Source organism: Sinorhizobium terangae, assembly GCF_009601505.1.
In the GTDB taxonomy this organism is placed as follows: Bacteria; Pseudomonadota; Alphaproteobacteria; order Rhizobiales; family Rhizobiaceae; genus Sinorhizobium; species Sinorhizobium terangae.
Map to the genome: position 1 here is coordinate 96,920 of NZ_WITC01000032.1, position 14,142 is coordinate 111,061.

At 60.4% G+C, this 14,142-nt stretch carries 10 protein-coding genes and 1 pseudogene; 4 read left to right on the plus strand and 7 right to left on the minus strand.

Annotated features, from left to right (window positions below; genetic code table 11):
* Window positions 1-2: 2 nt before the first annotated feature.
* The 3 genes from GHK62_RS07410 to GHK62_RS07420 all read right to left on the minus strand — a co-directional run bounded on the left by GHK62_RS07410 (window position 3) and on the right by GHK62_RS07420 (window position 4,333).
* The gene (locus GHK62_RS07410; protein WP_234886808.1) at window positions 3-845 is read right to left on the minus strand and encodes an ABC transporter permease; all 843 of its coding nucleotides are present in this window, start codon (window positions 843-845) and stop codon (window positions 3-5) included.
* Window positions 846-853: 8 nt separating this feature from the next.
* Window positions 854-2,626, minus strand: a complete 1,773-nt coding sequence (locus GHK62_RS07415) for an ATP-binding cassette domain-containing protein (protein WP_153437697.1) — start codon at window positions 2,624-2,626, stop codon at window positions 854-856.
* A 153-nt stretch (window positions 2,627-2,779) separates the two neighbouring features.
* Entirely contained in the window at window positions 2,780-4,333 is a 1,554-nt protein-coding gene (locus tag GHK62_RS07420) for an ABC transporter substrate-binding protein (protein ID WP_153437699.1), read from the minus strand.
* A gap of 496 nt (window positions 4,334-4,829) precedes the next feature.
* Here GHK62_RS07420 and GHK62_RS07425 point away from each other — a divergent pair, with 496 nt between their 5' ends.
* From GHK62_RS07425 to GHK62_RS07435, 3 genes are all read left to right on the plus strand, one after another.
* A complete protein-coding gene (locus tag GHK62_RS07425) occupies window positions 4,830-5,480 on the plus strand; it encodes a response regulator transcription factor (protein WP_153437701.1) in 651 nt (216 codons plus the stop codon).
* A gap of 151 nt (window positions 5,481-5,631) precedes the next feature.
* A complete protein-coding gene (locus tag GHK62_RS07430; protein ID WP_153437702.1) occupies window positions 5,632-7,530 on the plus strand; it encodes a PAS domain-containing sensor histidine kinase in 1,899 nt (632 codons plus the stop codon).
* A gap of 354 nt (window positions 7,531-7,884) precedes the next feature.
* A complete protein-coding gene (locus tag GHK62_RS07435) occupies window positions 7,885-8,634 on the plus strand; it encodes a sensor histidine kinase (RefSeq protein WP_167528175.1) in 750 nt (249 codons plus the stop codon).
* Window positions 8,635-8,707: 73 nt separating this feature from the next.
* Here the strand turns inward: GHK62_RS07435 and GHK62_RS07440 are convergent, their stop codons facing one another.
* The 3 genes and pseudogenes from GHK62_RS07440 to GHK62_RS07450 all read right to left on the minus strand — a co-directional run bounded on the left by GHK62_RS07440 (window position 8,708) and on the right by GHK62_RS07450 (window position 12,927).
* The gene (locus tag GHK62_RS07440) at window positions 8,708-10,993 is read right to left on the minus strand and encodes a mechanosensitive ion channel family protein (protein ID WP_153437706.1); all 2,286 of its coding nucleotides are present in this window, start codon (window positions 10,991-10,993) and stop codon (window positions 8,708-8,710) included.
* A gap of 78 nt (window positions 10,994-11,071) precedes the next feature.
* A pseudogene (locus GHK62_RS07445) lies at window positions 11,072-11,460 on the minus strand (hypothetical protein).
* A 168-nt stretch (window positions 11,461-11,628) separates the two neighbouring features.
* Complete coding sequence (locus GHK62_RS07450) at window positions 11,629-12,927, minus strand: amidohydrolase family protein (RefSeq protein ID WP_153437708.1); 1,299 nt, start codon at window positions 12,925-12,927, stop codon at window positions 11,629-11,631.
* A gap of 273 nt (window positions 12,928-13,200) precedes the next feature.
* On the opposite strand from GHK62_RS07450, the gene GHK62_RS34135 reads away from it, so the two are divergent.
* A complete protein-coding gene (locus tag GHK62_RS34135) occupies window positions 13,201-13,506 on the plus strand; it encodes a hypothetical protein (protein ID WP_234886809.1) in 306 nt (101 codons plus the stop codon).
* A gap of 97 nt (window positions 13,507-13,603) precedes the next feature.
* Here GHK62_RS34135 and GHK62_RS07455 read toward each other — a convergent pair whose 3' ends face one another.
* Window positions 13,604-14,119: a DUF995 domain-containing protein gene (locus GHK62_RS07455; RefSeq protein WP_153437710.1), complete on the minus strand. Its 516-nt coding sequence runs from the start codon at window positions 14,117-14,119 to the stop codon at window positions 13,604-13,606.
* Between the last annotated feature and the right edge of the window lie 23 nt (window positions 14,120-14,142).

A 14,142-nucleotide genomic window follows, 5' to 3' on the forward strand; every position in this document is an offset into this window, starting at 1 on the left:
GCTCACGCGCCCTTCAGCGCCGCGCGAAGTCCATCGCCGGCGAGGTTTGAGAAGAGGCACAAGACGAAGAGGGCGAGCGCCGGCAACATCGGGATCCACCAGAAAACCGTCAAACTGTCGAGTGAGCGTGCTGTCATGGCTCCGAGTTCGGCCGAAGGCGCCGGCTGGCCGAGGCCGAGAAACGACATCACCGATAGCGCCATGACCATGTTGGAGACATCGAGCGTCGCCGCAATGATCAGAGAGGGGACGGCTCCTGGAAGCAGATAGCGCAGCATCAGGCGGGGGCTGGCGACACCGGCCGCCCTTGCCGCCTCCACATGCGGCCGCGCATGGAGCCGCCGAATTTCGTCCCGTGAGACACGGGCGTACCATGGCCACCAGAAGATCGCGAGTGCGATGATGCTGTGGAGGAGGCTCGGCCCTAAAACCGCAACCGCCGCAAGCGCAATCATGGTGCTGGGCAGCACCAGGAACAAGTCGACGATACGCTGAACGATGAAATCCACCTTGCCGCCGATCGCACCGGAGACAACCCCGATGAAGGAGCCGAGCACGAGACTGAAAATGATCACCGCAAGGCTCGCAAGCCAGGTGGATTGCACGCCGACAAGCACGCGCGCGAACAGATCGCGACCGACCTCGTCCGTACCGAACCAATATGTTCCTGAAGGAGGAAGATAAGCCTCGGCGACCCGCGCATAGGGATCATGGGGTGTCAGCCATGTCGCCAACAAAGCTACGATCGTAATCAGCAATACTCCGATAATGCCGACCCAACCCGACCAGCCGACCAGCCGCAGGCCGTCGTAGAGGCGCGCTAACGAGTTTGTCTGTGCATTCATGCCGCGGATCATCGAGCGAGCATCGCGTCGAGGCTTGGACAGGCCTCAATCAGTGCCCGTGTGACAGCACCACGGGAAGGGGACTGCAACATGTCGGCTTCAAACTCCTCCACGACCGTCCCCTTGTTTAGCACGACGATACGGTCGGCAATGACCCTTGCTGCGGCAAGATCATGGGTTACAAACAGCATCGCGAGCCCAAGGCGCCTGCGAAGATCATTGAGCAGGTTGAGAGTTGCCGCAGCCAGCGGGACGTCCATGGCGCTGATAGGCTCGTCGCACAGAAGCAGCTTGGGTGGCACGACAACGGCCCGGGCCACGATGGCGCGTTGGCACTGGCCGACCGAGAGCTCGGACGGCAATGCATGCATCAGCGACGGATCGAGCCCGACGCTCTGCAAGGCTTCACCGACCCTCCGCCGGCGCTCGGCGGCAGAGGCGACGTGTGGACGCAGCCGTTCACCGACCTGATCGCCGACGGAGAGCCACGGCGTCAGCGCCGACACGGAGTCCTGAAAGATTACCTGCGGCCGGGGGTCAAGGCACGAGACGTGCCCGCTGTCGGCAGCCATCAATCCCGCGGCGATCTTCAGGAGGGTCGATTTGCCGGAGCCGCTTTCACCAACGACGGCGACCGATTGGCCGAGCGCGATTGACAGGTTCACGCCTCTGAGCGCCGGTATCAGGCGCCGCCGTTCCCAGACCCCTTGCCTGTCTGCAGGGAAGTGCTTGTGAACGTCCAAAAGCTCAAGTGCCACCGGTCCGTCCGTGACCTCTTCGCCCGCCCATGCCTCGCGCGAAGCCGCGACAGGAATGGTAGGTAACGGCGTCTCGTCCGAGCGATGGCAGGCCACCAGGCCGGAATGCGATCGAGCGCGGCGCTCTCGGGGGCGGATGCTGGAACAGTCGGGCCGGGCGATCTGGCAGTGCAAGACATAGTTGCAGCCACGTTCGCTCGTTTCGTCACGCCTGAATGCCGTCCGCTTCGTCGGCAACGGGCGTGATCGATCGGACGTGAGATCGTAGCGGGCAGCGAAGAGACTGGCCGAGTAGGGGTGCTGCGGATTTCGCGCGACTTCGCGCAGCGTGCCGATCTCCGCCATTCGCCCGCCGAAAAGTACCATCACGCGGTCGGCCACTGCGGCCGCGACATTGAGGTCGTGGGTGATATAGATGATAGCGGTGTGCTCCTCCCGAGCGAGATTGCGCACGATCTGGAGCAACTGCGCTTGCGTCGTGACATCGAGCGCGGTCGTCGGCTCGTCGGCTATCAGGAGTTTCGGCCGCGCCATCATCGCCATTGCGATCAGAACCCGCTGACGCTCGCCTCCCGACAGACGATGCGGGAAGGCGCCCGCGATGCGCTTCTCGTCGCGCAAACCGGCGCGGCGCAGGCTATCAAGGATCAACGTCTCGTCCCCGTCTGCCGATTCGTGCAACTGACGGCGGATTGTCATCGTGGGATTGATTGCCCCCATCGGGTCCTGTGGGACGGCGCGCACGAGTAAACGTCGCGCTGAGCGCAACAGGTGCGGCGGTGAGCCGACGATCTCTAGCTCGGCAAGCCGAATCGACCCGCTCACTTCCGGCGCGCTGTCGCTCGGCAGAAGCCCCTGGATCGCGGCGCCGAGCGTCGACTTTCCCGCGCCGCTTTCCCCGACCACAGCCAGGATTTCACCCGGAGCTACCGCGAAGCTGATGTCGTCGAGGACGCGGTGCTTTCTGCCGTTCCTGGAGAGAACGACGCCGAGCCCGGCAACAGTGAGGACTTGATCAACCATCTCGGTGCGCGGCGATTACAAACTCAGCGAAGCACGCGTCTCGAAGCGCGGTGGCCGGGGAATGCCGGTCCGGCTGCGGATTGCTAGGGTTCAAAACGCCGATCATGTCGCGAGCCTCACGCGTTGATTGTCTTCAACCACTCAAACGTTACATCAGCGTGTCCACCGTATGGTGGCAAAATCGATGTTGCCGGGTGGAAAGGCGGGGCGCAGCCCAAGGTCAGTCAGGCCCTTGGCATGCACCACGACATCTTTCACATCGACAAGGGGAATGACATGGCCGGCGTCGAGATAGAGGCGCCCGGCCTTCTCGTAGAGGGCGTTGCGCTCTGCAACGTCCGTCTTAGTCCCAGCCACGTCGACGATGGCGTCAGCCTCAGGCAGGCTCCTGCCATAGAAATTGAGCGGTGCGTCCTTGGTGAAGAATGCCCGCGCCTGGTTCTCCGGATGAGCTGCGTCGGGACTCGAAATGGTGAGCAAAGCGTCGGGTGCGCTGGGGTCGCCCTTCAACGCAAAGGCGGCTCCCGGCGGCAGGACGTGGGCCGTTGTTTTGACGCCGATCAGGGCGAGCTGGATGATCAGACGGTCGGAGATCCGGGCATAGGCCGCCTTCGTGCTGTGCAAGCCTATGCTGAGGTTGACTTCGCCAAGTTTCGCGATCGCGGCCCGGGCCGCCTCGATGTCACCCGGATATTCGATTGGATCGGCGGGATCGAGCATCAGGTTCTGATAGGCCGACTTCGACAACTCTGCGTAGGGACCGAATACGTCCTTGACCCAAAGGGACGGATTGATCGCTGTCAGGACGGCACGGCGAATTTCCGGATTGTCGAGAGGCGAGCCGGGCTTAACGAACAGGGCGTATTGCGTCATGCTCGGCGCGGCGGTGACCTCAAGCCCTGCCGGCAGGTGGCTCAACTGCGCGAACGGGAAGTTGGTCGGCACGACATCGAGCTCACCTGCTTTCAGCTTGAGGATCTGTTGTCCAATATCCGGCACCACGGGTATGTTGATCTCGTCGAAGTATGGTCGCTTGCCCCAGTAGTCTGCATTGCGTTCGAGGACGTAACCCTCACCGCGCTTGATTTCCGCGAGCTTGAAGGGTCCGGTACCGGCGGCGTGTTCACCGAGCCAGTTTGTGGCCTTATCCGACTTGTCGTGCTCGCTGAGCGCCAGAGGACTGATCACCTTCGGTCCCCAAGCGCTCGCCAGCGCATCCAGGAACGAGGGTTGAGGCTGCTTCAGTCGTATGACCACGGTGTCATCATCGGGTGCGCTGATATCCGCGACATTACCGAGCATATAGCTGAGCGCGAGCCCACCATCGCGACGACGTTTGAGGGAGCCGACCACCGCTTGCGCGGTCAAGGGCGCGCCGTCATGAAACTTGACGCCATCCTCCAGATCAAACGTGTAGCTGAGGCCGTCATTGGAAATTGCCCAACGCTTGGCAAGCAAACCGACGATCTGAGTGGATCCTGGCGCGTATTCGACGAGGCCCTCATAGACATTGTTGATCGCGCTTACACCATCGACCTCAAAACCGTTGTCAGGGTCGAACGTGCCGATGTCGATGGCGTATGGAAGGCGCAGAATCTCTTTCGCATAGGCCGGCATCGCCAGAGCCAGCAGCGCCGTAAAAAGCCCTAGCAGGAAAACACCAAGGCGAAACTTTGCCGCTCGGCCAGTAACGTCAGAAGGGTTCATTCCTCGTCCCCGTACGCCCTATTCCCATCGGCGACGTCCGTCATCACCGAAATTTGATCATTATCAAAACGAGACCCACTTGCTTGCCAGGCAATGCTGTCTGCCAGCCTGCGGCGCAACCTATCCAGCGAGGCGTGGCGCCTCAAGCCTAGCGGCTGAAGGCTGGAAAATATTGAAGAATCGGACTGCGGTAACGCCGGACAAAGGCATAGGCGTGCACCGCGCCATACGCCTGCAGATGACCCCACCGGGGCTGGTCGTGCCCGCATGCGTGTTTCTGAGCATCAGTCCGGCGTTCCAGGCGGAGGAGGAGACAGTCTTGCGCGGTGCGCGACAAGAATCGTATTCGAGTCCCCTGCGCTTTTACGGTATATTCCCTGCGATTTTCCGAGAATCACCGTCCGCATTGTCTTCCGAGCGAGGGCCATGGTGCGGCTGCGACAGACCACATGTCGCGCGCGGGGTCTTGGTTGAAGCTTGAATTGAAGGGCGGGGCATGGACACATCATTTTCCGGATCGGAAGACAAACCGATCGCGATGCTGGTTGATGATGACGCCAAGGTCCGTGAGGCCATGAGCAACCTTCTCAACTCGGTTGGGATCGAAACGATTTCGTTCTCTTCCGCCCGGGAAGTTCTCGAGGCCAAACTTCCGGATCGGCCAAGCTGTTTCGTGCTTGACGTGCGCATGCCGGGATTGAGCGGGCTCGACCTGCAACGCCACCTCCAGACCAACGGCATAGAGACGCCGATCGTGTTCTTGACGGGACACGGTGACATCGCGATGAGCGTGGAGGCGATGAAGGCAGGCGCTGTCGACTTCCTGACGAAGCCGGTGCGTGACCAGACCTTCCTCGATGCAGTCTCCAACGCCATCGCGACCGACATCGCGCGACGGGAGGCGACACTCACGGCGCGCAAGCATGCTGCCGACTACGAGACGCTAACGCAGCGCGAACGGCAGGTGTTGCGTTCGGTCGTCGGCGGCGCCCTGAACAAGCAGATCGCCTTCGAACTCGGCATCAGCGAAATTACCGTCAAACTTCATCGAAGTAACATGATGAAGAAGATGCACGCAAACTCCATTACGCAGCTGTTCACGGCTTGGCAGTCCCTGCCTGAAAGCGTGCGGCGGGGTGACGAGTGACGGGCACCAAGGGCCTGCGCGGCGCCAAGCCGCTGACGGATCAAGGCTTTGTTGACTGTCCCAAGGCATAGGTATTCAGACCCAACGCCTCGCTGGTAGGTTGAATCGACCTATACGCATTGATCAAGGCCTGAAGGCTTGGAGGGGTTCGATGGAAGCAATGTCATCGACGAAGCGGCGGGCTTTTGCAGCGGCCATAAGTGCGGCCGGCGCCCTCCTGGCTTGGTTTTCCTCAGATCCGACCGGCCTGTTGATCGCGGTTGCCGCCGCCTGCATTTGCATCGGCTGGAAAGGGGGATTGCTGGCGATCGCAATCGCCGGCTTTGCGGCAGCCGCGATTGAAACGGCTTCTGATACCATTGGCATGGGTGGATGGCTTCGTGTCGCCGTGTTCGTGGCCAGCGCATTCGGCCTATGGCTTGTGGTCCAGCTATTCAGGGTCGTCACCTTCTACGAGCAGGTCTACAGGAATGCCCAGCCGACCATGGAGGATATTCCCGGTCTTGGTTGGTCCTGCTACCCCGACGGGCGGATGCGTTTTGTCAATCCGAAGGCGCTGGAGTTTGTCGGGCTGACAGTCGAGGAAATGAAACGACTGATGGAGGCCGGTGACACCGCCTGGTGGCAACCGTTTGTACACCCCGATGATCGCGAGCGCAGCCTTGCGCTGTGGAAGCACAGCCTGAGTACCGGAGAGCCACTGATCGACGAACAGCGGGTCCGCCGTCACGATGGCACCTACCGATGGTTTCGCGACTCCGCGGTCGCATCGCGAGATGAGCACGGGCGCATCACCGCTTGGTACGGTACGACCGTCGATATCGATGACCAGCGCAAGGCGGAGGCCGCTTTGCGTGAAAGCGAACAGCAACTGCGCCAGCTCATCGATACAGTGCCGGCACTCATTTGGTGCGCAACTCCGGACGGCAAGCCGTCTTACCTCAACCAGCCATTGCTGCGCTGGACGGGCATGTCTCAGAGCGGGGACACAACTCGGACCGCCGGCCAATTGGCCGCGACGATCATCGAAGCCGTCCATCCGGATGACCGGGCGTCCTTTCAGGCGGCTCTCAGCCAGTCATTCAGGGCCGGAAAGCCGTTCATGTTGAAGTACCGGCTGCGACGGGCTGACGGCGATTATCGTTGGATCGATGGCAAGGCCGAGCCTCTGCGCGACACCGATGGCCGCATTCTTCAATGGTATGGCGTATGCCTCGACATTCACGATGAGATGCAGGCCCAGGAGGCCGCCCGTCTCGCGGACGAGAAGCTGGCTCGCGCCCTGCGTGCGGCAAGTCTTTCTGAGATGTCGGTCTCGATCGCGCACGAACTCAATCAGCCACTGCAGGCGGTCGTCGCAAACGCCAATGCCTTCCAGCGGTGGCTACGTGCGAACCCGCCGAACTTTGAACGAGCGAGCCGCACCGCAGAGTGGATTGTTCGAGACGTCGATGCTGCGGCCGATGTGGTTAATCGGATTCGGGCGCTATTTACGCAGACCGGCCATTCACGACAGCCGATCCAATTGAATACGGTCATCAAGGAAGTGTGCGAGCTGATCTCCGACAAACTTCAGGCGGGCAAGATCAGGCTGGAAATCGACCTCGATCCCGCTCTGCCAGGTGTTGGGGCGGACCGCGTTCAAATCGAGCAGGTGGTTATCAATCTCGTCCGCAATGCGATTGAAGCCATGCAGGAAACCCCCGTGCATGCCCGTATCCTTCGCATAGCGACACACATGCGCAATTCCGAAACACTGGAAGTGGCAGTCTCCGATCGGGGCCGCGGAATCGCCGATTCCGACCGGATCTTCGAACCGTTCTTCACGACAAAGAAAGACGGCATCGGCATGGGACTGGCGATTTGCCGCTCCGTCGTCGAAACGCATGGCGGCCGCGTCTGGGCCGAGAATGCCCCTGGACGCGGAGCGACGGTCACCTTCAGCCTGCCGGTCCAATCGCCGGAGCGTGAGCGCGAACCGATCGACGTCGGCACGTTGGTCGCCAGCAAAACGCAAATGGCGCAGGGGCATGATCGTCTGCCCGCCTGAGCGGCATAGGTGAGCATTCCCCTACATCACCACGGGATTCGGGCGCGCTTGAAGGGCACCTGAGGCGTCTTGAGCAAACACTGCCAAGGCGTGCGATGCGAGCCCCAACTCGCGGTCGGGGCGTCCTATACCCGCGAATAGATCGATTAATCCCGCAAGGCTGTCGAAATTCGCAACGGCTCCAAATACTTTAATGGTCACCTTCCGAACTCTCGTCAGGCAGGGGCGGCAATCATGGGTACTGTGGCTTTGAGGATCGACGCTCTTCCAGACCGGGCGCAAACGGAAGCGCGGCTACGCCAGCTTGAAGAGGACCAGGCGCATGCGGCACGCCTTTGCGTGCTTGGCGAGATGGTGAGCTCGATCGTCCACGAGATCCGCCAGCCGCTGTCGGCAATTGCCATGGATATAGATACGAGTCTGCGGTTGCTGTCGCAGGACTCGCCGGACCTGAAAAAGCTCCGTTTCAACATGGCTCGGATGAAGGACAGCGCCCGGCGTGCGAATGAGCTTGTTCATAGGATCAAGCAGATGGCGGTGAAGCGCGACCCGATCTGTACCGATGTGGACATCAATGGCGTGATATCGGATTCCATTGAACTTATGGCCATCGAAACCGTGGCACGGTCTATCCGGATCCATTGTTCCCTCGATCCCGCAACGCCGTTCGTCCGTGGCGACGCCCTGCAACTGCAGCAGGTAATCATCAACCTGCTTATCAACGCCGTGCAAGCGATCGAACTGGCTCCGTCCGGGCATCGGGAAATCCGGGTGAAGTCAAAACAGAGCTTCCATGGCGTCCGCATTTCGATTGAGGATGACGGCGCCGGCATACCAGAGCCGCTGCTTGACAAGATCTTCGACGCCTACTTTTCAACCAAGCGGACCGGCATGGGTATCGGGCTGTCGATCTCGCGCTCCATCGTCGAAGCTCATGGAGGCACGATCAACGCATCAAATGGCCGCAATGGTGCCATCGTCGATGTGGATTTGCCACGTGAACCCGCGCCATACGCGGAGCTTCTAGATGAAGCAGGGGAGGCGAGGGCGGCCGTGCTGCCAATGCCGAGCCATTCGCCCGAGTTCGCCCGACCAGAATTTTAAAGCGGGGCGTTCCCTGTCAGGCTTGCGTACCCTCCTGGAAACGTCGCCCTGACACCGCGCGCAAGCGCCGAGTCTAGGCATCCGACGCTGCTGGCCCGGTCGGCGGCGGTGGCTTGATGAGATCAAGCGCCTTCTGAGCGACCGCGTTGCTTGCATCCCCGCTGCCGGCGACGGAGACAGTCGGAACGGCAAATTTGATCCCTTGGGCGTCGAAGGCCTTCTTGATCAAGGCATAGGCACGGCGGCGGATGACCGCCTGCTCGCCCGGCTTGGTCATGATCTTCATGCGGATCTGAATGGCGAAATCGCCAAATTGCTCGACCCCTTGCATCTTCAATGTTTCCATGATGAGCGGCGCGATCTCTTCATCGGTCAGCAACTGCTGGCCGACCTCCTTGACCACACGTTTTACGATGTCCAAGTCGGTATCATAGGTGACGCTCACCATGATCTTGTCGATCGCCCAGTCACGGGAATAGTTGGTGATCTTGTCGAGCGAGCCGAACGGGATCGTGTGGAGCGCACCACGATGATGCCTGATCTTTATCGAGCGCAACGAAAAGGATTCGACGGTACCTTTGATGCTGCCGCTCTCGATGTATTCGCCCACCCGGAAGGCGTCGTCGAGGAGGAAGAACACTCCGGAGATGATGTCCTTCACCAGCGTCTGGGCGCCGAAGCCAACCGCAACGCCAACAACACCTGCGCCGGCGATAAGCGGACCGATCTCCACGCCCAGACTGGAAAGCGCCATCAGTATGGCCATCGCGAGCAGCACAACAAACAATATGTTGCGAAAGACCGGAAGCAGCGTGCGAAGCCTCGCGCTTCGGCGTAACTCGTCGGAGTCGATCGCATAGCCCGCCGCGGCCTGCATCAGCTTGCGATCAATCCATGCACTCGTTATCTGCCATGTAAAATCGGCGAGCAGAATGACGACAAAGGCATTCAGGAGCCCTCGAACAAAGCGGGTCACAATCGTGTCCCTGGCCGCCAGCGCGCCGAAGTCGACTCCAAGTAGCGAGGCTATTAGGTAAGCGGCTCCGATCAGCAGCAGAGCGCGCAAACCGCGTTCCAATGCTGCCCCGGTGAGCGAAGGAATGCCGCCATCAGCGGCTACCGCACCCGGCGGACGCATAATGTGGTCGACCGAAAGCTTCACACACGAGATCGCGATCGGCAAAACCAGAAGTATAACCCCGACGTAAAATGTGGCGGCGATGCCGGAGAGCGCGACCAGCCAGTTGGTGATTATATAGAGCGTAACAAGCACCGTGCCGACGCGGTGGCGGCGATTAACCAAATCGAGACCGTCGAATGTTGGACTGCGCCACAGTGCGACGAGGGCCAAGCCGAACAGGATCAAACCGGATGCAAGCGCAACAATGTAGTTGGCTTCGCGTCCTACTCCGAGCATCGGCAACAACTGATAGGTGAAGTGCCCGAATGCAAAGCTGCCAACCAGCGCTGCCGACCAGAAAAACCAAAAGCGAGCGGTGCCTGTCGCCATCGGCATCAGCCGAAACCGCTCAGCGCCGGGAGCAAGCACGATCCGCCCCGTAACCAACGTCAAACGCACGGCCAGAAATACGAGGAGATAAGCAAGGACAGTGTGCTGCAGTAGCGGTGGCCAGTCGAACAGCAGGAAGGCGCCAATGCTTCCGACGGCAAAGGCCAGAAGGATGCCGAGCGCGTAGAGCATACGCAATCCGGCGACGCGCAACCGGTCGTCGACCGTATCCAGATGTGCGGCGATCAACCGCTTGCGCAGGCCGGCAGTGGCGTACCAATAGAACCACTCAAGACCGAATCCCAGCGTCACAAAAAAGACCATCGACAGAATGGCGGCGAAGGGTCCCTGTTCCCTCATCTCGGTCATCAATGCGACACGCGCTCTATCGAGCTCGGCAGGCAGCGTCGGAATGGCGGTCGCCATGTCATGAATGAAGGCGCGCGCGGCATTCAACCGGCCAACAATCATCTCGCTGGCGTTGGTGGCCTCGACCGAACTTTGCGCTTCGACCGGGCGGTTCCCCGTTTGCGATTGAAGCCATCCTTGAATATCGGGCCGTTGCAAGAGATCGACAAGCCGTCGCAAATCTTCCGGAGGTGGTGCCGCAGCACCGGAAGTCTGTTGCTCGGCCGGATTGATGCCCGCCTGAGCCAGCGCCGATTGGTACGGCATCAGCAATGCGAAGATCAGGAGGAACAAGCAGCGGTAATTCATGTAACGTTCCTTGGTCCGCCCACCGCATTTACAGGTGCCGACGGGAGTTAACCGAACTGGGGTTGTCATCCCTTCAGTTTGCGCCAAAGCCGGCACCTCGGTCGAGGCCCAAAACTCTTCGCCTTCAGCCAAACAACCGTTGACTGAAGGCGGAGAGTTGTGGACGTGATCAGAGGGGCGGCAGCTGGGCTCGGCGACCTGTTGTGAGGGTCAGGATCCATGCGGAGGTACAAACAGGCAGATGGTGCGCCCATCATTCGCCCCCGCCGCCGAACACCAGTGAAAGAGGCCATCGGGGCTGTTCCGGATGCGGCTGTCTATAGAGGTGATCACTTCCCCGTACCCTTGATAACGTAGCCCTCGGACCGCTCTGCGACGGCACTATATGCGACTTCACGGCAATCGTAGCCGGAGCAACAGGACAGGGGATAGGCCCCCCCGTGCGGTTGCGCGGCAGTTGGCAGCGCATCATGCGCCCTGGCATTCGGCGCTATGAGCAGAACCCATGCACCGACGAGAAACACGGCGACCAGGGACAGAAACGCGGCGAGTTCGCGAAACTTCGACGGAACCTGCGTGATGAGAAACAAGTGTCTCATGACACGATTTCCTTTCCACTGAGCGCATCTGCATGGTTGGATGCTATGGAAAGGATCAATCAAGCTCAGAGGAAAATCTATTGTACGAAAGTGTTGTCTATACTTTCGCATAGGTACGCACTATATAGGTGGCCGGTCTGATACCGCGTGGACCGCACGAAGAGCGGCTCAGCGCTGCGGCGTTTGCGGCAGGTAATCTTGCGCGATATCGATCCACGCCGGACGCCCTCCGAGGAACAGCTCACCGATGCGCGGCGCTGTCCTTGCGATCACCTTGCCTGCCTTGATGACGAACAGCCGGTTCGGTTTCAGTCTCAGTGCTTCGGTGACATCGGCCGCCTGCAGCACGACGAGATCTGCCTTGCAGCCGATATCAAGCCCGTAACCCTCGAGCCCCATCGTCTTGGCCGAATTGACGGTAATCGCGTCGAAGATCTTGTGCTTGTCCTCGATGCCGGCCATTTGCGCCACGTGGATTGCCATGTGAGCGACCTCCAGCATGTCACCTGAGCCCATCGAGTACCAAGGGTCCATGACGCAGTCATGCCCGAAGGAAACGTTGATCCCCGCCGCCATCAACTCTCGCACCCGTGTCATACCCCGCCGTTTCGGATAGGTGTCGTGACGGCCCTGCAGCATGATGTTGATCAGCGGATTGGGGATCACGTTGATCTCCGCCTCGGCGATCAACGGGATGAGTTTCGAAACGTAATAGTTGTCCATCGAGTGCATCGAGGTCAGGTGCGAACCCGCAACGCGTCCCTTGAGGCCGAAACGCATCGTCTGGGCCGCCAACGTCTCGATGTGGCGCGACATCGGATCGTCGGTTTCGTCGCAATGCATGTCGACCGGCAGACCGCGATCGGCGGCGATCCGGCACAGCGCCTCGACCGAGCGGGCGCCGTCTTCCATCGTGCGTTCGAAGTGCGGAATGCCGCCAACGATACCGACGCCCATGTCGAGTGCACGCTCGAGCGAGCGGACGCCGTCGGCGGCGCGGTAATAGCCGTCCTGCGGGAAGGCGACGAGCTGCAGATCAATATAGGGCGCGACCTTTTCCTTGACTTCCAAGAGTGCTTCGGCCGTCACAAGGCGCGGATCTGACGTGTCCACATGGCTGCGGATAAAGAGAAGGCCCTGGCTGACGGCGAGGTCGCAATAGCGCAAGGCCCGCTCGACCAATGCTTCCTTCGTCAGCTGTGGGCGCAATTCCCCCCAAAGCGCGATGCCCTCCAGCAACGTGCCGGAGACATTCATTCGCGGCATGCCGAGCGATAGCGTCGCGTCCATATGAAAATGCGGGTCGCAGAACGGCGGGCTGACCAGTCGACCGGTCGCGTCAATCTCCTCGCCGTCAGTTGCAGCAAGGGATTTCTCGATCGCGCTGATCTTGCCGCCGGCAAGGCCGATATCGAGACCCTTGCGGCCGTCCGGCAGGTTGGCGTTGCGGATGATCAGGTCGAACATCGGTGGCTTCTCCAGGTGTTCACTCAGCGCGCCGGTCCGCGACGAGTCATGGACAGCAAATATTATCGTCGATGTGCCGCCAGCGCCATTTAGCATTGTCGCCTGATCACATGTGCCGGAATGTTGCGGTAGTGGGGGTCGCGATCGGCCGATCTCTCACATGCAGGTGCCCCCAGACGGGATAGGTCAAGTTGTAAGCATTTTCTGTACGGCGACTTAAATCGTCTCATCTACCGTGATGCGCATGAGGTTCGAGAACCAGGAGTTCTAGACATGAAAGCGCAAACAAGAAATTCGGTCGGGCTAATCGACGGCCGCAGCAAAATAGTGCGGAGCGTGTTTGCTCTACTCCTTGCAACAGCCGTGTCGGGATGTTCGGCCACGCCGGACCAGAGTATCCGAACCTCGTCGCTGACGAGACAGGTCGGCTATCCGGCGTTGAGCAACAAGCCCGTCGCGTCAAAGCAGATCGTCGTTCAACAGGCGGCCAAACTCGAACGAGCCGCCTTTCTCGGACGCGCGCCATATATTTGCACGCCGAGCGGTTTTGGCAGCACATCGCGATGCTTCCTTCGATAGGAGCGGAGTTGCGCGCCGACCGGCGACGGGCTCATCTGCGGAGCCGGATTGATACGCTGACGCCAATCGGCTGCGCAACTCCGTTACTTGGTCAAGATCATTCGACCTTTCCGAGCCTGGCTTCGATCTTGTTCAGCCGCGCGCTCACATAGTTGCCGCGGCGAAGTTTGGCGAACTCGTCATCAGGTTTTGCCGGCGCGTTCCTGAAGACGTACCATTCGCCATTCGGCTCGCGTTTCTGAAGGATGAGACTCCCTTGCTTGCGATGGCTGAAACAGGTTGTAGCGGGAGCCGAGCCATCCTTGGCGTGCCAGTCGGCCTTGAAGCAGAGTTTTCCTGGGCCGGTGATGAACCAGCGGCCGACGCCATAGGAGGGACTGCCGTTCTCCTTCGACCAGGCGGTAAACCGGCGTTGGCGCACCGAGAAATATCCGGCGCCCGCTTTCCAGATCCACGATTTCTGGCCGTAGAGCTTGTAGAGCTCTTCATGCGTCAGCGGCGTTGCCTTTTGAGCGTCTATGTGTCCGGCAGCGGCCTCGGCAAGCGATGCCGTCGCGCCTATGGCCGCGGCGATGGCGACAGCCAAGGACATTGTGCGTAGTGCTGGCCTCATCTCAAGTCTCCTGTCGGACTGAA